Annotated in this window: 16 protein-coding genes; 5 read left to right on the forward strand and 11 right to left on the reverse strand. The window is 66.5% G+C overall.

The features are described 5' to 3' along the window. Nucleotides 1–172: 172 nt before the first annotated feature. The 5 genes from MBR110_RS23690 to MBR110_RS23710 are packed head-to-tail and all read right to left on the reverse strand — an operon-like array spanning nt 173 to nt 4539. Nucleotides 173–1168, reverse strand: coding sequence for a biotin-dependent carboxyltransferase family protein (locus tag MBR110_RS23690; RefSeq protein ID WP_059462810.1), 996 nt, complete (start codon nt 1166–1168; stop codon nt 173–175). Continuing rightward, nucleotides 1158–2033: a 5-oxoprolinase subunit B family protein gene (locus MBR110_RS23695; protein WP_059668473.1), complete on the reverse strand. Its 876-nt coding sequence runs from the start codon at nt 2031–2033 to the stop codon at nt 1158–1160. Before MBR110_RS23695 ends, MBR110_RS23690 begins: the two co-directional genes overlap by 11 nt. After that, nucleotides 2030–3493 (reverse strand): acetyl-CoA carboxylase biotin carboxylase subunit, encoded by a 1464-nt coding sequence (locus MBR110_RS23700; RefSeq protein WP_181709368.1) that lies wholly within the window; start codon nt 3491–3493, stop codon nt 2030–2032. The genes MBR110_RS23695 and MBR110_RS23700 overlap by 4 nt, the downstream gene beginning before the upstream one ends. 4 nt (nt 3494–3497) lie before the next feature. Continuing rightward, nucleotides 3498–3740: an acetyl-CoA carboxylase gene (locus MBR110_RS23705; RefSeq protein ID WP_034193784.1), complete on the reverse strand. Its 243-nt coding sequence runs from the start codon at nt 3738–3740 to the stop codon at nt 3498–3500. A 16-nt stretch (nt 3741–3756) separates the two neighbouring features. After that, nucleotides 3757–4539 carry a 5-oxoprolinase subunit PxpA gene (locus MBR110_RS23710; protein ID WP_059622432.1) on the reverse strand — a complete coding sequence of 261 codons (783 nt, stop codon included), beginning with the start codon at nt 4537–4539 and terminating at the stop codon, nt 3757–3759. A gap of 254 nt (nt 4540–4793) precedes the next feature. Here MBR110_RS23710 and MBR110_RS23715 point away from each other — a divergent pair, with 254 nt between their 5' ends. Further along, the gene (locus MBR110_RS23715) at nt 4794–5708 is read left to right on the forward strand and encodes a LysR family transcriptional regulator (protein ID WP_034193729.1); all 915 of its coding nucleotides are present in this window, start codon (nt 4794–4796) and stop codon (nt 5706–5708) included. Between the two features lie 151 nt (nt 5709–5859). Here the strand turns inward: MBR110_RS23715 and MBR110_RS23720 are convergent, their stop codons facing one another. From MBR110_RS23720 to MBR110_RS23735, 4 genes are all read right to left on the reverse strand, one after another. Beyond that, nucleotides 5860–6477 (reverse strand): glycine zipper 2TM domain-containing protein, encoded by a 618-nt coding sequence (locus MBR110_RS23720; protein ID WP_011881202.1) that lies wholly within the window; start codon nt 6475–6477, stop codon nt 5860–5862. Nucleotides 6478–6684: 207 nt separating this feature from the next. After that, nucleotides 6685–7905: a non-hydrolyzing UDP-N-acetylglucosamine 2-epimerase gene (gene wecB / locus MBR110_RS23725; RefSeq protein ID WP_181709369.1), complete on the reverse strand. Its 1221-nt coding sequence runs from the start codon at nt 7903–7905 to the stop codon at nt 6685–6687. 50 nt (nt 7906–7955) lie between these two features. Continuing rightward, nucleotides 7956–10058, reverse strand: coding sequence for an NfrA family protein (locus MBR110_RS23730; protein ID WP_059736067.1), 2103 nt, complete (start codon nt 10056–10058; stop codon nt 7956–7958). Between the two features lies 1 nt (nt 10059). Beyond that, nucleotides 10060–11994: a glycosyl transferase family protein gene (locus tag MBR110_RS23735; RefSeq protein ID WP_011881205.1), complete on the reverse strand. Its 1935-nt coding sequence runs from the start codon at nt 11992–11994 to the stop codon at nt 10060–10062. Between the two features lie 371 nt (nt 11995–12365). Between MBR110_RS23735 and MBR110_RS23740 the strand changes: the two genes are divergently transcribed. The 3 genes from MBR110_RS23740 to MBR110_RS23750 all read left to right on the forward strand — a co-directional run bounded on the left by MBR110_RS23740 (nt 12366) and on the right by MBR110_RS23750 (nt 13999). Beyond that, complete coding sequence (locus MBR110_RS23740; protein WP_181709519.1) at nt 12366–12788, forward strand: hypothetical protein; 423 nt, start codon at nt 12366–12368, stop codon at nt 12786–12788. 218 nt (nt 12789–13006) lie between these two features. Further along, nucleotides 13007–13465 carry an MEKHLA domain-containing protein gene (locus MBR110_RS23745; RefSeq protein WP_014724313.1) on the forward strand — a complete coding sequence of 153 codons (459 nt, stop codon included), beginning with the start codon at nt 13007–13009 and terminating at the stop codon, nt 13463–13465. A 213-nt stretch (nt 13466–13678) separates the two neighbouring features. Next, nucleotides 13679–13999: a DUF4148 domain-containing protein gene (locus MBR110_RS23750; protein ID WP_175999849.1), complete on the forward strand. Its 321-nt coding sequence runs from the start codon at nt 13679–13681 to the stop codon at nt 13997–13999. 122 nt (nt 14000–14121) lie between these two features. On the opposite strand, the gene MBR110_RS23755 is transcribed toward MBR110_RS23750, so the two are convergent. Then, a complete protein-coding gene (locus tag MBR110_RS23755) occupies nt 14122–15300 on the reverse strand; it encodes a chromate transporter (RefSeq protein WP_069263345.1) in 1179 nt (392 codons plus the stop codon). Beyond that, the gene (locus tag MBR110_RS23760; RefSeq protein WP_059567989.1) at nt 15297–16274 is read right to left on the reverse strand and encodes a chromate resistance protein ChrB domain-containing protein; all 978 of its coding nucleotides are present in this window, start codon (nt 16272–16274) and stop codon (nt 15297–15299) included. Before MBR110_RS23760 ends, MBR110_RS23755 begins: the two co-directional genes overlap by 4 nt. A 172-nt stretch (nt 16275–16446) precedes the next feature. Here MBR110_RS23760 and MBR110_RS23765 point away from each other — a divergent pair, with 172 nt between their 5' ends. Then, complete coding sequence (locus MBR110_RS23765; protein ID WP_011881211.1) at nt 16447–16719, forward strand: metal/formaldehyde-sensitive transcriptional repressor; 273 nt, start codon at nt 16447–16449, stop codon at nt 16717–16719. Nucleotides 16720–16728 lie beyond the last annotated feature (9 nt).

Below are 16728 nucleotides of genomic sequence, written 5' to 3' on the forward strand. Positions count from 1 at the left end.
AGCTGCGAACGACGTCCTGGCCGCGGCAACTGCTTCCGCAGGGTTGCCCCGACGTCGGATGGGCAACCGGTCCGGCTGAAACGGCGCGCACGCGTCCGCCGCGCGGCACGCGGTCGCGCGGGAATGAATGCGGAGCGAGAAAAGGTGCCGGCGGCGCCGGGCCGCGCGGCGTCTAGCCCTGAAGCGCGGCGCGCAGCAACGCCAGGCGCTGGCGGTACGCGCGGCGTGCCGCGAGCGCGTCGGCCATCGTCACGGGCACGAAGCGCGCGCGATGGTTCGGCTGCATCTGTCCGATCAGGTCCATGTCGGCGCTGATGACCGTGCCGATGGTCGCGTAGCCGCCGCCGGAGACCGCATCGCGATGCAGGATGATCGGCTCGAGCCCGGCCGGCACCTGGATCGAGCCGACCGGATAGCACGCGTCGACGATGTTCGACGGATCGGCGCCCGCGCCGAACGGCTGTTCGCGCGGCCGGAACTGCAGCGGCCGCCCGTTCTTGTAGCGGTAGCCGATGCGGTCCGCCTCGGGCGCGACGGTCCACTCGTCGTCGAAGAACGTCTGCGCCGACGCGTCGGTCAGCCGGTGGTGGTACAGGCCCGTCAGCACGCGCAGCGCGACCTGGCTGTCGAGCGGCCGGCGCATCGATGCCGGCAGTTCGCGCCCTTCGCGCGGCGCGCCGTGCGCGGCGCCGACCGGCAGCCGATCGCCTTTCTGCAGGCGCCGGCCCGCAAGGCCGCCGATCGCGCCGAGCGTATAGGTCGAACGGCTGCCGAGTACGACCGGCACGTCGATGCCGCCCGCGACGGCCAGATACGCACGCGCGCCGGCCTTCACGTACTGGAACGACAGCACGCTGCCCGCGCGAATCCGGAGCGCGACGTCGCAGCTGTGCGCGATGCCGTCGATCTTCGGCGTCATCTCGGCGCCGGTGACGGCGATGAGCGCGTCCATATGGAACAGCAGTTCGGGGCCGAGCAGCGTGCATTCGAGCACGGCCGCCTCTTCGGGATTGCCGACCAGCAGGTTCGCCGCGCGCGACGCGTACTGGTCGAGCGAGCCCGACGGCGGAATGCCGACGTGATAGCAGCCTTGCCGGCCCATATCCTGGACGGAGGTGGCGAGGCCCGGTTTCAGAACCTCGATCAGATCGTGCGGATCAGTCGGCATGCAGCACCTCGACGAGAGAACGGTTATACGCATCGGGATCGCGCCGGAACGCGTCGAGCGAGAACTTCACGGGGCGCACGCGCAGCGAGAAGGTTCCGGCGTCGACGGCCGCCACTGCTGCGTCGTACGCAGCGCGATCGATCGGCTGGAACTTCACGATGTCGCCGGGCCGGAAGAACACCATGAAGTCGTGCAGATAGTCGAGCCGCTGCGCGGGATCGAAGATCGGCGCCGGCGTCACGCCGAACATCTGGTAGCCGCCCGCGCCGCGCACCGAGTAGATGCAGCCGAAGCAGCCGCCGTGGCCGACCGTGAGCTTCGGCGTGTCGGTGCGCGGCCGCAGGTACTTCGGCACTTCGAGCTGGCGCGCGCGTTCGACCATCTGATACATGAACGGCAGCCCCGCGACGAAGCCGACCATCGACACGAACCACGGCGAACCGGCGTGCGCGGCGATGAATTCGTCGACGTCGCGCTTGCCGTTGATGCGCGCGGCGTACTCGAGATCGGTCGACGCCGGATCCTGATGACGCTCGCGAAACCGCATCATCGTCTCGTGCGTCCACGGGTCGTTGTAGAGCACGGGCACCTCGACGATCCGCGTGTCGAGTTCGAGCGGCGCATCGCCTGCTTCCGTCTCGATCGTCTGGAGCAGCGCGACGAGTGCGTCGGGCTCGATCACGTCGGGGTCGTAGCGCACCTGGTAGGACGCGTTCGCCGGACAGATTTCAGTGATGCCTGGCACCGCGCGGCGCTGCAGTTCGCGCGTGATCGCCGTGCCCTTGAAGAAGGCGTCGAGCGACATCGATTCGCTGATCTCGACGAACACGAACTCGTCGCCGCCGAAGGTATAACGGGCCGTCACTGTGCCTCCCCGACGCGCGTGGCGTCTGCTTCCGTATCCGCGTGTTGCCGGGCGCGGGCCGTCACGGCCTCGCGCCATTGCGGCATCCACGCTTCGAGAAAATTGGTGTGGTAGCGGCCGGCCCGCACGTCGTCGTCCGCGAGCAGCGCGAGGTGCAACGGTGCGGTGGTCTTCACGCCGCCGACGTGCAGCTCGCCCAGCGCGCGCGCGAGGCGTTGCAGCGCGGCCGCGCGGCTCTCGTCGTGCACGATCAGCTTGGCGAGCAGGGAGTCGTAGAACGGCGGCACGACGTAGCCCGGATAGAGCAGCGAGTCGATGCGCGTGCCGGGGCCGGTCGGCCACACGAGCGTATCGATGCGTCCAGGGTTCGGACGGAAATCCTGCAACGGATCTTCCGCGTTGATCCGGCATTCGATCGCCGCGCCGCGCATCGCGATGTCTTGCTGCGCGAAACGCAGCGGCTCGCCGTCGGCGATGCGCAGCGTCTCGCGCACGAGATCGATGCCCGTGATCGCCTCGGTCACCGGATGCTCGACCTGGATGCGGGTGTTCATCTCGATGAAGTAGAACTCGCCGCGGGCGTCGTCGTAGAGATATTCGAGCGTGCCCGCGCTGCAGTAGCCGACCTGTCGCGCGAGACGCGTCGCCGACTCGCACAGCGCGTCGCGCTGCGCCGGCGTAAGCGAAGGCGACGGCGCCTCCTCGAGAATCTTCTGGCGTCGCCGTTGCAGCGAACATTCGCGCTCGAACAGGTGCACGACGTTGCGGCCGTCGCCCAGCACCTGCACCTCGATGTGCCGTGCGCGTGCGATGAAGCGTTCGAGATAGACGCCGCCGTTGCCGAACGCGGCCTGCGCCTCGCGCTGCGCGAGCGGCAGCTCGGCCTCCAGTTGCGCGGCGTCGTGCGAAACGCGGATGCCGCGCCCGCCGCCGCCCGCGGCCGCCTTGATCATCAGCGGATAGCCGATACGCGCAGCGACTGCCTGCGCTTCTTCGAGCGAGTGCACGACGCCGTCGCTGCCGGGCACGGTCGGCACGCTGGCGCGCTGCGCGGTTTCGCGTGCGCGGGCCTTGTCGCCCATCGTCGCGATCACGTGCGCGTCGGGGCCGACGAAGATCAGGCCGGCCGCCTCGACCTGCGCGGCGAAGGCCGCGTTTTCGGACAGAAAGCCGTAGCCGGGATGAATGGCGTCCGCGCCGCACCGGCGCGCGGCATCGAGGATGGCCGCGGGATTCAGATAGCTTTTCGCCGCATGCGACGGGCCGATGTGGATCGCTTCGTCGGCCATGCGCGCGGCGAGGCTGTCGCGGTCGGCGTCGCTGACCACGGCGATCGCGCGCATGCCGAGCTCGTGTGCGGCGCGGATGATGCGCACCGCGATCTCGCCGCGGTTCGCGACCAGCACGGTCCGGATCCGCGACGGGCGATAGAACGTGCCGGAGGAAGTTGCGAGGCTCATCGCGTCACTCCTCGATCCGCATCAGCACCTGGCCTGCGTCCACCGGCTCGCCGTCTTCGACGAGCAGCTCGGCAACACGCCCCGACACGTCGGCTTCGATCTCGGTGAACTGCTTCATCACTTCGACGAGGCCGACGACCGCACCCGCCATCACGGGCGCGTCGACGGCGACGTAGTAGTCCGCGTCGGGCGACGGACGGCGGTAAAAGGTGCCCGGCAGCGGGCTGACGATATCGTGCAATGCCATCATGCGTCTCCTTGAATCAGTGATGTGCGGCGAGCGGTAGCGGGGCGGCGGTGCGAATGCCTTCGCGAACCAGCGCGTCGCGCGTTCTGCGCACGAGTTCGAGCGCGCCCGGCGTGTCGCTATGGATGCAGACGGAGTCGAAATCGATGTCGATGTCGTTTCCTTCGATCGTATGCACCTTGCCGTCGATGCAGGCGCGCAGCACCTTGTCGGCGACCTGGCCGGGATCCAGGCGTCCGACGCGGCGCGCGAACACGATCGAGCCGCTGCGGTCGTAGTCGCGATCGGCGTAGAACTCGCGCACCACCGGCTGACCGTATTCGGCGGCGACGCGGTACGTCACCGACGCTTCCATGCAGTACAGCCACAGGCCGGGATCGACGCGCTGCAGCGTCTCGATCAGCAGCCGCGAGAACGCCTCGTCGGCCGCCGCGTGCATGTAAAGCGCGCCGTGCGGCTTCAGATGCTGAAGGCGCACGCCGTGGAGCCGCGCGAACTCGCGCAGCGCGCCGAGCTGGTAGACGATGTCGTTGACGAGCGCCTGCGGCGTTTCGGTGATCGCGCGGCGGCCGAAGCCGACCAGATCGCGAAAGCCCGGATGCGCGCCGATGCCGACGCCGGCGGCGCGCGCCAGCTGCACCGTGCGCGCCATGATGTTCGGGTCGCCGGCATGAAAGCCGGTGGCGATGTTGGCCGAGCTGATCAGCGACATGATTTGTTCGTCGACGCCGTCGCCGATCGTCCACGGGCCGAAGCCTTCGCCCATGTCCGAATTCAGGTCGACGCTTTGCTTGCTCATGCTTGGGGATCCTCCAGGTTCTCGGTCGATGCGCGCTGCTGCGCGAGCCGAAGCAGTGTCGAAAGGAGGTTAGCCGCGCACGGGACGTCAAAATAGTTCTATTTTTGTATGCGACGTATCGATTTTTTCGATATCGACGAGAACGGGCGCGAGGCCGGCCCCGGCTGGACTTCGGGGCTTTCATCGAGCCCCGCCGGTGGCGGTCGCGCGATCGATATGATATTTATTGCGCACCGCTCCGCTTCCCGTCGGCCATGGCCCTGACCCTCAGACAGCTCAAATACTTCGTCGCCACGGCCGAGCTTGGCCAGATCTCGCAGGCCGCGATCCAGCTCACGATCTCGCAGTCGGCCGTGACGAGCGCGATCAAGGAGCTGGAGGAAAGCCTCGGCACGCAACTGTTTCTGCGCACGTCCGCGGGCGTGACGCTCACCGACACCGGCTGGCGCTTTCTCAATCACGCGTATGCCATCCTGTCGTCGGTCGACGAGGCGATGCGGGTTCCGAACCTCGCAAGCACGGTGACGGGCACGCTCGCGATCGCCGCGAGCTACACCGTGCTCGGCTATTTTCTGCCGCAACATGTGCTGCGCCTGAGCACACTTTATCCGCGGCTGACGATCAACCTGCACGAACTGAACCGCGAGTCGATCGAAGAGGGGCTGATCGCGGGCCGCTACGACATGGCCGTGCTGCTGACGTCGAACGTGTCGAATCCCGAACTCGTGCTGGAGCCCGTGATCCATTCGGTGCGTCGGTTGTGGGTCGGCGCGCATCATCCGCTGCTCAAGCGCGAGAGCGTCACGTTCGCGGAGGTGGCGAACGAACCGTTCGTGATGTTGACGGTGGACGAGGCCGGCCAGACCGCGCTGCGCTACTGGAGCGAGACGCCGTATCGGCCCAACGTGATCCTGCGCACGTCGTCCGTGGAGGCCGTGCGCAGCATGGTCGCGAACGGCAGCGGCGTCGCGATTCTGTCCGACATGGTGTATCGGCCGTGGTCGCTCGAGGGGCGGCGCATCGAGACGATCGTGTTACGCGACCCGGTGCCGCCGATGAGCGTCGGCCTTGCGTGGCGCAAGAACATCGAGCTGAGCCCCGCGATGCACGCGCTGCGCGACTATTTCGTCAGACCAGCGGAAATCGGTGGGCCGCCCAAGCGGAAGTAGTAGGTGGGGCTGATTGCGCGAAGCCTGAATCCGTTTTGCCGTGCTGGCTGGATAGGGCATCCCATCCGTCTGACGAGCCATGCCGGCGACGCCTGGAGCCGTAAACGCAACCAGACAGTGCGCCCGAGCCGTTCGGGCGCGCGCCGCCCGCTCAATAACGCGACAACTGATTGCCGTTGATCTGCACGCGATCGCCCGGACGCAGATCGCCGGGCGACTGCACGTCGAACGAGCGCATCGAGCCGTCGCTGACCTGCACGTCGATCCGGTAGCTGCTCGGCGGCTGCGCGGCGCCCATCTGCTGGCCGATCTGGTTGCCGGCGACGGCGCCGCCGAGCGCGCCGATCACGGTGGCCGCCTCGCGGCCGTGGCCGCGGCCGAACTGGTTGCCGAGCACGCCGCCGACCAGCGCGCCGACGACGGTGCCGGCCACGCCCGACGTGCCGACCGATCCGTTGACCGGCTGGATGTTCGAGACGGTGCCGTATTGCGTGCCGTAGCCGTTGCCGTACTGGCCGCCGTACGGCTGCTGATTGCCGTATTGATCGTACTGCGGCGCCTGAGCCGGATAAGCCGGCTGCTGCGGCTGCACGTAGCCCGGTTGCGCATAGGCGGGCTGCGCGTAGCCCGGCGTCGCATACGGCTGCTGTTGATAGGGCTGGGCGCCGTAGGGGCCGTAGCCCGGTGCGACGCACGCGGTCAGCGGGAGCGCCGCCACGGCGACGAGCGAGGCGAACAGAACGGTCTTCGTGGAAGGCATGCGCATCATGATGTTTCCTGCATCGGCTACGTGTTCGCCGACGAATGCCGGAACGGGTGGCGAACTCGGCGTGAGTATAAGGAAAGGGCCGATGCGCGTCCGGTGCGGCCGGGTAACAACGTGTAAAGTCTGTTGCGGCGGAAATCGGCGGCGCGCGACCGCTCCGCCCCTTCCATCGCTCACCGCTCCGCAATCCCCCGATCGGCCCCGCCATACTCACGTAGCGCGTATCGCAGCCGGCGCGGCGGCCAATGCGTCCCGTGTCGACGTCGGGTACGGATCGCCGTGACCCATGTGCGGCTCGCACGGCGAGTGACCCGGCTTTTCGAGCGCGGCGACGATGCGCTCGCTTGCATGCCCGTCGCCGTACGGGTTCACCGCGTGTGCCATCTGCTCGTACTCGTGGCGATCGTTGAGCAGCGTTTCGACCTGCGCGACGATGCGGCCGCGGTCGGTGCCGACCAGACGTGCGGTACCGGCTTCCAATGCCTCGGGCCGCTCGGTCGTATCGCGCGTCACCAGCACCGGCACGCCGAGCGCTGGCGCCTCCTCTTGAATTCCGCCCGAATCGGTAATGATCAGATGCGCCTTCGACATCAGATACACGAACGGCAAATACTCTTGCGGATCGGTGAGCGTGACGTTGCGGAGGTCGCCAAGAATTGCTTTCACCGGTCCCGTCACGTTCGGATTCAGATGCATCGGATAGACCAGCTCGATGTCGTCGTGGCGGGTCGCGAGCTCACGGAGCGCATGGCACACATGTTCGAGCGGCTCGCCGAAACTTTCGCGGCGATGACCGGTGACGAGGATCAGCCGCCGTGCCCGATCCAGAAACGGAAATCCTGCGGCGATGCGCTCCGAGAGCCACGGGTCAGCGGCCAGCTTCTCGCGCGTCTGCAGCAGCGCGTCGATCACGGTGTTACCCGTCAGAACCACCTGTTCCGGCGTCATGCCTTCGCTGTACAGGTTCTGCGCCGCGCGCTTCGAAGGCGCGAAGTGCCACGAAGACACGGCGTCCGTCACACGCCGGTTCAGTTCCTCCGGCCACGGCGACCAGATATTGCCGGTACGAAGCCCGGCCTCGACGTGTCCGATCGGGATGTGCCGATAGAAGGCGGCCAGGCTCGCCGCCAAGGTGGTGGTCGTATCGCCGTGAACTAGCACGATGTCGGGCCGGGCCGCATCGAACACCGGGCCGATGCCGTTCAGGATGTTCGCGGTCAGCTCGGACAGCGATTGGTTCTTGCGCATCAGATCCAGATCGAAGTCGGGAACGATGTCGAACAGCGACAGCACCTGATCGAGCATCTGCCGATGCTGGGCGGTGACACATACGGTGACGTCGAATTCAGGGTGCCGCTTCAGCGCGCGCACGAGCGGCGCCATCTTGATCGCTTCGGGACGTGTGCCGAACACGGTCAAAACTCGTTGCATATCGATTTTCTCTATTTGATTTCCGGTCTTCTCGTCGGTCCGCGACACGCCTAGAACCACAACGTTGCGCGAACGACCAACCCTTTGGCGCGGTCCGCGTCGGTCAACCGCACGCGATACTGGACGTCGAGGTCGATCCAGCTCGCCGGCGCCCGATACGCGCTTTCGCGGAACCAGTAGCGCATGCCGATGCCGGGGCCGATGCCGAGTGCGAGCTTGTGCAAGGCGCGGGTGTCGTAGTCGCCGGCGATCGCCGCATGCGGGAACATCACCAGATGGCTGCTGATCGAATCGATCCGCCATGAATGGCCGTAGCGCAGCTCGACCGGTTGAACGAGCCGTTGCTGTCTCACGAAGTACGCGCTCTCCGTGTAGAACTGCCATGTCGTCCAGTCGGGTTTGACGGGATGCAGATCGATGCCGTCGTCGATCGAGTAACCGACGCGGAACAGCCAGTCGTCATACGCGTAACGTCCGCCCGTCATCAGTTTCTCGGCGGTGAACACCAGGTTTTGCGACGAAAGCGGCTTGTAGCGGGCGCCGACCGACCACTGCAAGGTCGGCAACCCGGTGATGCCGCCGCTGCGGTCGTACAGCGTCGAGTACTGGCGCGCGAACACCTGGAAAATGCGCCCGTTGTCGTATCCGATCTTCGGCGGCTGCCAGTAGACCTCGGTGCCGCCCTGCAGAATCCCGATGGTTTCCTGAGGCCTGAACCCGCCGGATTGATACGCGACGTTGACGATCGCGCCGACGCGCCGCTCCGCGTCGTCGACCGCGCGTCGATATGCGTAAGCCTGTTCGGCGTCGTATTGCGGCGCCTGCGCGTTCGCGTCGATGCTGTCGTGAAAGAACCGATCGGCAAGTTCGTTCTCGCCCAGGCCGCGCGCCGTGTACGCGGCGTCCGCATATTCGAGCGCGGACTCGTGCTGGCGGGTGAAGCCCGCCGCAAAATAGCGGAGCGCGTCCTTCTCGTACGCCGGGTAGTCGCGGCCCACGCGCCGGGCCGTGTAGGCCGCATCGAGGTATTGATGCGCGGTGCCGGGTTGCACGGCGAAGCTCGCATCGAATAATCGAAGCGACAGCTTGTCGTAGGCCGGGTCGCGCTCGCCGAGACGGCGCGCCGTATAGGCGGCGTCGAGGTACTGCTGCGCGGTGCCGGGTTGCAGCGCGAAGCTCGCCTCGAAGTACCGGAGCGCCAGCTCGTCGTAGGCCGGGTCGTTCTGGCCGAGACGACGTGCCGTGTACGCTGCATCGACGTATTGCAGCGCCGTGCCCGGTTGCAGCGCGAAGCTCGCGTCGAAGTAGCGGAGCGCGAGTTTGTCGTACGCCGGGTCGCTGTTGCCGAGACGGCGTGCCGTGTACGCTGCATCGACGTATTGCAGCGCCGTGCCCGGCTGCAGCGCGAAGCTGGCGTCGAAGTAGCGGAGCGCGAGTTTGTCGTAGGCCGGATCGTTCTCGCCAAGACGACGTGCGGTGTACGCCGCATCGACGTATTGCAACGCCGTGCCCGGCTGCAGCGCGAAGCTGGCGTCGAAGTAGCGGAGCGCGAGTTTGTCGTAGGCCGGGTCGTTCTTGCCGAGCCGGCGCGCCGTGTACGCGGCGTCGACGTACTGCAACGCGGTGCCGGGCTGCAGCGCGAAGCTCGCTTCGAAGAACCGCATCGCTTGCCGGTCGTAAGCGGGATCGCTGTCGCCCAGGCGGCGCGCGATATAGGCGGCATCGATGTATTCGAGCGCCGTGCCTGCGTGCCTGGCGAAGCTCGCCTCGAACAGCTGGAGTGCCTGCCGGTCGTAGGCCGGATCGTTCTCGCCGAGACGGCACGCCGTGTACGCGGCATCGACATATTGCCGCGCGGTACCCGGCTGCTGCGCGAAGCTCGATTCGAACAGCCGAAGCGCCTGCTTGTCGTAGGCCGGGTCGTTCTGCCCGAGACGGTGCGCCGTATAGGCGGCATCGACGTACTGACGCGGGGTCGCCCGACGGCGAGCGAAGCTCGTCTCGAACAATTGCAGCGCGCCTTTGTCGTCTCCGGCGCGAATGTGCGCATAGCAGCTCTCGAGCAGCCGGTCGGGCTCGCCTTGCGCGCATGCGCTGCCGGCCGCGATACCGAGTGCGATCGCGATGCAGGTCGGTCGTGCATGGACTTTCATGTCAGGCCACCCCCGACAGCGTGCCGTGCGATTCGGCCGACGCGCGCAACTCGTCCAATGCTGCGACGATCTCGTGCTCGGCGGCAATGAAGCACTGCACGTCCACACCGGCGGCCGCCCGCAACTGCGCGAGCGCCGTATCGGAAAGCGGCGCCGCCACGGCGACGTTGAGCGCCGATCCTTCGCCGATACCGAACGGAATCGCACGATGCCGCACTTCGATGAAGTCCGGCAACCGGGTGGCGAACGGCCGCCAGTCGCGACGCGCCAACTCGACACGCGGCAATCCCGCCTGCCATGCAACGGCGTCGGCGAGCGTTTCGGGATCGAGCCCGGCTTCGTTGACCAGCAGTTCGCCCAGCCGCGTGCCGGCGTCGGCGCGCTGCATTTCGAGCGCATCGTCGAGCTGCTCCTGGCTGATCGCATGCCACGAGAGCAGCAGCTCTCCCAGACGGCGGTGCACCAGTCGAAGATCCTCGCGCGACGGATACGAATGCTTGGTCTTGTCCCAGCCGATCGGTTTTCCGGTCACGGTCGACACGATGAACAATCGCCACGCACGACACACCGCGAAGAAGTTGATGAAGTTGTTGACCACCAGCCGCGGGATCGACAGCAGCCCCTGATGAAATCCGTTCAGCCTCGTGACGAAGTACACGCGCTGGAGCACGCGATTCACGAGCAGCGCCGCATTCGCGGCCATCATGTACTCGAGCCATTTCGGCGAGGCCTCGAGCAAGGTCTGTCCGGCCGGCAGCCAACCGCGCGCGATCGCGAACCGCAGCAGCAGGTGATTGACCAGCAGCAGGTAAGCCAGAATGGTGACGAGCGACGTGACGGTGCCCTTCCGGTCGCGCAGATACATGTACTTCGTCGCGATCGAGCCGTGCCAGCCGAGGCGCTGCGCGCCCTGGAACGCGATGCCGATGATCCAGCGTGCGCGCTGCCGGTACGCGGTGCGGAACGTGCCGGGAAACAGTTCGCGGGTCGCAATGATGCTGCGCGCGTCGATTTGCCGGCGCTGGCCGCCGAACATGTGACGACGTGTCGTCTTGTATTCGAGCGGCAGCCAGACGAAGGCCATACGCGCGCCGATGCGCTTCATCTGGAAGCTCGTGTCGTAGTCTTCGGTCAGGCTGTCGGTGCAGAACGGCTGGTTGTTCGCGCCTTCGAGCAGGCGATCGAGGATGCGGCGGCTGTAGCACGACGCGACGCCCGCGCCCGGTATGCAACCCGTCAGGCTTTCGCGCACGACCAGATCCTTGGAATGCCACTCGCTGAAGTCGTCGAGATAGGTGCAGCCCACCCAGTCCTTCCAGTCGCGTTCGAGCGACAGCACCGGCAGTTGAAGAAACTCCTTCCGTTCGATCAGGTGATTGAAGAGTTTCAGTTCGAGCGGATGAATGATGTCCTCGCAATCGTGCATCGCGACGCCGGCAAAGCGCATGCCGTTCTCTTGCTCGTAGGCGAGAATCGACTGGACGATCCAGTTCAGGCAATCGGCCTTGCACGTCGGGCCGTCGTTGCGGACGATCGCCCGACGCACGACGTTCGGATAGCAGCGCGCCATGCGATCGGCTTCGATCGTCGTATCGGGATCGTTCTGATAGGTGCCGACGAAGATGACGAACTTGCGATATTCGAGCGTCGCGATGGTGTGCTCGATCATCTGCGCGAGCACCGCGTACTCCTTCCACGCGGGCACCATGATCGCAAACCAGCGCTCGTCCTCGCCGCGCAATTCCTGAGCGGTGAGCCGCGGATAGCGGCGGTGGATGACGAAGCGCCGGTACGCGGCGCGGATCCAATAGAAAGCGTCGATGTACAGGTCGTCGAGCGACGACACGAGGATGACCGTGCATACGACCACGACCACCGCATTGAATGCATCGAAGTACGCCGCCTGCAGCGGATGAAGCGCGGGAGCCAACGTCATCGTGCGGTTCCCCCGCCGCCGAAGCGAGACGGTTGGCGAATCGCACGCATGCAGCGTGCTGCCCGCAAATTTCCACCCCGTGCGACTTCGGTCGCACCGTCGTTATTTTTTGTGTTCATAGCCTTCCCCGTTCGAAGCGATCGCGCCGTCACCGCAAGGTTTCGCGAGACCGTGTCGCTCCTTTAATGATTCGAATCTATGGGCGCGCTTCGTTGCGCAATTGATGTCGATCAACGGCGCTCGTGGCAATCGTTTGCCGTGTATCCGCACCTCTCTTCGCTTTGTGTTCCACGCCACATGTGGTTTTTGTTTGCAACCGGAAGTGGGGAAATCGCAGGGTGAGGAGCAGACGAATTCCTCTGAGAAATTCGATGCGTGATCGACGCCGCGGTTACGCCGCGTTAGCCGAGATACGGCGCGCTGATGGCGTGATCTCGGACGTTGTGGGCCGTTGCAACAACATGAGTTGCGGCCCGGCAGACGACCCGCTCGCGCACGCCGGACTTCGACGTGCACGGATGCCGCGACGTGATGAATCGTTGCGTCGCGCCGCATTCGGGAAAGGTGTAATTCTGCGTGTTCGAGTGCCGCGCGAGCGGGGTGACGATTGCCATCGGAAGGCAACTCGTGGCGCTATCGAAATCGTGCCGTTAGCGAAATGGAAATCGAATGTACTGGCCCGCGAAGTGTCGCTGCGAATGAGGGGCGGCGAGCAGCACGTGATGACGATCGACGCTGCGCTGGCGTTTCTCAAGCAGCATGCGCGCGTTCCATCCGCGACGCGGGCGTGCTGATACGAAAGGCAATGCAGTCGGCGGGGATTCTCCTCAGACCATTGATTCGTCTGAGGAGATGAACCTGTCGGCAGGCGGCCTTGCGTGCCGGACGACGACGGCCTCGACGACTGACGCACTGCGCTACGCTGCGGCCCGGCCACTGTCAGCCCTATAATCCCGCACGGCAAAATCGCCGCCCCGTTCCGATTCGCAAGCCTTCCATGGAGCTTCCCGCAATGTCGCCGAACATCGACGTTCCCTTCTTCCGCATCCTGTCGGACAGCTACGGCCGGCTGCTCGGCAAGCCGCTGGTGCCCGCGGGGATGAGCGCCGCCGAAGGCGCGCGATGGCTGTACGAAGCCGCGCCGTTCGGGATTCTCGCGCACGGGGTCGCGGCGGATCCGGTGTTCGTCTACGGCAACGCGCGCGCACAGGCGATCTTCGGATACGACTGGGACGAACTGACGGCGTTGCCGTCGCGGTTCTCGGCGGAGCCGATGGAGCGCAGCGAGCGCCAGCGGTTTCTCGAGCAGGTGGCGCGGGACGGCTTCGTGTCGGGCTACCGCGGCATCCGCATCACGAAGTCCGGCACGCGCTTCTGGATCGAGCATGCGACCGTGTGGCAACTCACGGACCCGGACGGCAATCATTGCGGTCAAGCGGCGATGATCCCTGAGATCCATCCGATCGGCTGATGCCGTTGCGTGCGTCGCGCGTGCGCGACGCGGGTCGGGCCGGATGCCGAAACCTGCGCCGGCCGGCGAGATAACGAATTCGTAATCGACGGCTCACCTTGCCGAAAGTGCCCGTTACCGAGAATGGAGTCTCACTCTTCATCGCACTGTGTGGAGAGCGAAGAACCGAAACCGCTCCCGGATACGGTCATACCACTCCAATAGGTGAACCTCATGAAGAATCTGATCCGCGCCGTCCTGATCTCATGCGCATTGAGCGCGCCCGTCGTCGCCTTTGCGCAAAACACGAACGGTCCCGTCACGCGTGCCGAAGTGCGCGCCGACCTCGCACGCGTCGAACGGGCAGGGTATCGCCCGATCGGCAACGACCCGTTCTATCCCAGCGACATCCAGGCGGCCGAAGCGAAGGTCGCCGCCCAACGACCGGACGCATCGCCTGCGCAGTCGCACGACGTTGCGTCGCAATCCGACGCGCAACGCGCGGCGGTGTCGTACGCGTCGAACGATACGTCGGGCCTGTACGAACATCACTGAGCGCACCTCGCGAGACTTGGCCGGCATGCGCTGCACGGCGGGCGAACGCACGATTCGACGCCGCGCGGCCGGCCGCATGCCGATGGGCCGCGGGCCGCGATGCGCGCCGTAGCGGCGCGCGCTCAACGATGGAGCAGCGGGTAAGCGACGAGCCCGATCAACGCGGCCGCCGCGACCACTACCGGCTCCTGCAGCTTCTTGAAGCGCCATAGCAGCAGGACGGTCGCAACGGCCAGCGCGGCGGTCGGCACGTCGACGATCGAACGCTTCGCGATCACCAGCACCGAGCCGGTGATTGCGCCGACGGCCGCGGCCGTGATGCCGTCCACGAACGCCTTGACGCCTGGCAGGTGGCCGTACTTCTTCACGTACGGCGCGGGCACGACCGTGAACAGATAGCACGGCAGGAACGTGCCGAGCGCCGCGACGATCGCACCGGGCAGGCCGGCGACCAGATAGCCGATGAAGCCGACCGTGATGACGACCGGCCCCGGCGTGATCATCGCGACCGCGACGGCATCGACGAACTGCTTGTCGTTGAGCCAGTGATGTTCGGTGACGACGCCGCCATACAGGAACGGCACGATCGCCAGCCCCGAGCCGAACACGAATGCGCCGGCCTTCATGAAGAACGCGCCGAGCTGCAGCAGCTGCGGCAGATCGATGCCGCTCAGCGCGCCGCTCGCGGCCGGCAGGTTCGCCGCGGCCGCCGCGCCGAGCCCGCCGCCGCGCAACCAGCGGGGCGGCGCGCGCCACAGCCAGCCGATCACGCCCGCGACGACGAACAGCCACGCGATCTCCGACTCGGTGACGAAGGTCACGACGGCAAGCGTCGCGAAGATCGCCCACAGCAGCTTGTCGCGGCCAACGGTTTTGGTCGTGAGCTTGTACGCGCTCATCGCGATGATGCCGACCACCGCCGCGCCGACGCCGTAGAACACGGCGTGCATCCACGGCAGCCCGCCGAAATGCGCGTACGCGAAGCCGAGCGCGACCACCATCAGGAACGACGGCAAGACGAACGCGCAGCCGACCAGCGTCGCACCGGCGACGCGGTAGTGCACGAAGCCGAGATAGATCGCGAGCTGGGCCGCCATCGGCCCCGGCGCGAGCTGCGCCAGCGTGAGTCCTTCCTTGTAATCGGCTTCGGTGATCCAGCCGCGCCGCTCGACCAGGTCGCGACGCATGTAGCCCGCGAGCGCGACCGGGCCGCCGAAACCGAACGTGCCGAGTCGAAGCATGTAGGCGACCAGCTCGCCGAGCGAGTAGGCCGGTTCGGTTGCGGCGCTGGCGGTGGTCATGATCCGGCTCCGGTCCCGGTCGTCCCGGTCGACGTGAAATGCGCATAAAAGGCGTCGAGCACGACGACCATTTGCTCGAGCAACTGCTCGTCGTTCTGCGCGCGCTCGCGGGCGCCGGCCATCACGGCTTCGAGGCCGGCGGCTTCGGGCGCCGCGGGGCCGCCCACGTCGAGCGCATGCACGATCGCGCCGAGCCGCGCGAGCGCGCGGTCGCCGTCGAGGCCGAAGCTGGCCAGCAGCACCTCGAACGTCACGCGCTCGCCGACGTGCGTGAACGCCGCGCCGTCGAAGTCGAAGCCCAGTGCGTCGGCCGGACAATCCGTCGGCGAGGCGAGCCACACGAAGCGCGGGCGGGCGTCGATGAAGCGGCGGATCAGCCACGCGCTCGCGACGCGATCGACCCACATGCGCCGCCGGGTGGCCCACGTGCGCCCTTGATATTCGCCGAGCGCAAGCACGCGGATCGGGCGCTCGGCCGCGTGCGGCTCGCCGGGCGACAGCACGGTGTCGACCAGCGCGACGAAGTCCTGCAGCGCGGCTTCGGCGCGCGTCGACGCGTCGCCCGGGAAGTAGTCGCTCGCCCGCAGCGCGTCGAAATCCTTGCGCACGCGCCGCAGCAGACGCGCGAGTTCCGAAGCCGGCTGGCCGGCGAGCGTCTTGCGGGCGTCCGCGAGCGTCCGCATGAACGCCGTGTAGTCGTCGCTGCGGTCGAACAGCGCGCGAAATGCCTGCTCCTGCGCCGCATCGGCGCTCGGCGCGCGCAGCAGATGCGCGCTGCCGCCGCTGTCGGCGATCGCGTCCGCCAGTTCGTCCAGCGTTCGGTGCTGCTCGTCCGAGTGCGGCAGCAGGTAGACGCCGTCGCGCAGCACCGCGCAGCCCTTCGCCTTCAGGGCGCGCCAGAACCGCATGCGGGCCGTCGCGTTCTGGGTCGGGAGCGTCAGCACGAGCAGCGACCAAGTGGTGAATGAGTTCATGTAGGGGATGCTACTTCTGTGTCGCAAGTTCTACAAGTTTCTCGCTGCGATGTCGTCCTGACGCTCCGGGGCGCGCGCATCGTTTGGTCGGACCAATGGCCGAGATACCCCTCCCCACTATCCGAACCCGCGATTTGATATATAGTCCCCCCCGGTATATGAAGGGACCACCATGAGCCACACCATCCAGGAAAAACAGAAGCTGCTGAACCGCGTCCGCAGGATCAAGGGGCAGGTCGAGGCGATCGAACGCGCGCTGGAAGACGAGCGCGGCTGCAACGAGATCCTGCGTCTCATCACGAGCGGACGCGGCGCGATGAACGGCCTGCTCGCCGTCGTGCTGGAAGATCACATCCGCAGCCATCTGGTCGACGCGGAAGGTCACGACGACGAAGGCAGCGCGAGCGAGCAGCTGATCGAAGTCGTTCACAGTTACTTCAAATGACCGGAGGCG

The sequence above is a fragment of the Burkholderia sp. MBR-1 genome (genome assembly GCF_013822785.1).
Taxonomy (GTDB): Bacteria; Pseudomonadota; Gammaproteobacteria; order Burkholderiales; family Burkholderiaceae; genus Burkholderia; species Burkholderia vietnamiensis.

What these genes read in the sequence shown, in the direction of transcription:
- MBR110_RS23765 (WP_011881211.1), top strand. Translation starts at nt 16,447, where the DNA reads ATGAGCCACACCATCCAGGAAAAACAGAAGCTGCTGAACCGCGTCCGC.
- MBR110_RS23710 (WP_059622432.1), bottom strand. Translation starts at nt 4,539, where the DNA reads ATGAGCAAGCAAAGCGTCGACCTGAATTCGGACATGGGCGAAGGCTTC.
- MBR110_RS23750 (WP_175999849.1), top strand. Translation starts at nt 13,679, where the DNA reads ATGAAGAATCTGATCCGCGCCGTCCTGATCTCATGCGCATTGAGCGCG.
- MBR110_RS23705 (WP_034193784.1), bottom strand. Translation starts at nt 3,740, where the DNA reads ATGGCATTGCACGATATCGTCAGCCCGCTGCCGGGCACCTTTTACCGC.
- MBR110_RS23690 (WP_059462810.1), bottom strand. Translation starts at nt 1,168, where the DNA reads ATGCCGACTGATCCGCACGATCTGATCGAGGTTCTGAAACCGGGCCTC.
- wecB (WP_181709369.1), bottom strand. Translation starts at nt 7,905, where the DNA reads ATGCAACGAGTTTTGACCGTGTTCGGCACACGTCCCGAAGCGATCAAG.
- MBR110_RS23740 (WP_181709519.1), top strand. Translation starts at nt 12,366, where the DNA reads ATGCGTGATCGACGCCGCGGTTACGCCGCGTTAGCCGAGATACGGCGC.
- MBR110_RS23720 (WP_011881202.1), bottom strand. Translation starts at nt 6,477, where the DNA reads ATGATGCGCATGCCTTCCACGAAGACCGTTCTGTTCGCCTCGCTCGTC.
- MBR110_RS23755 (WP_069263345.1), bottom strand. Translation starts at nt 15,300, where the DNA reads ATGACCACCGCCAGCGCCGCAACCGAACCGGCCTACTCGCTCGGCGAG.
- MBR110_RS23700 (WP_181709368.1), bottom strand. Translation starts at nt 3,493, where the DNA reads ATGAGCCTCGCAACTTCCTCCGGCACGTTCTATCGCCCGTCGCGGATC.
- MBR110_RS23730 (WP_059736067.1), bottom strand. Translation starts at nt 10,058, where the DNA reads ATGAAAGTCCATGCACGACCGACCTGCATCGCGATCGCACTCGGTATC.
- MBR110_RS23760 (WP_059567989.1), bottom strand. Translation starts at nt 16,274, where the DNA reads ATGAACTCATTCACCACTTGGTCGCTGCTCGTGCTGACGCTCCCGACC.
- MBR110_RS23715 (WP_034193729.1), top strand. Translation starts at nt 4,794, where the DNA reads ATGGCCCTGACCCTCAGACAGCTCAAATACTTCGTCGCCACGGCCGAG.
- MBR110_RS23735 (WP_011881205.1), bottom strand. Translation starts at nt 11,994, where the DNA reads ATGACGTTGGCTCCCGCGCTTCATCCGCTGCAGGCGGCGTACTTCGAT.
- MBR110_RS23745 (WP_014724313.1), top strand. Translation starts at nt 13,007, where the DNA reads ATGTCGCCGAACATCGACGTTCCCTTCTTCCGCATCCTGTCGGACAGC.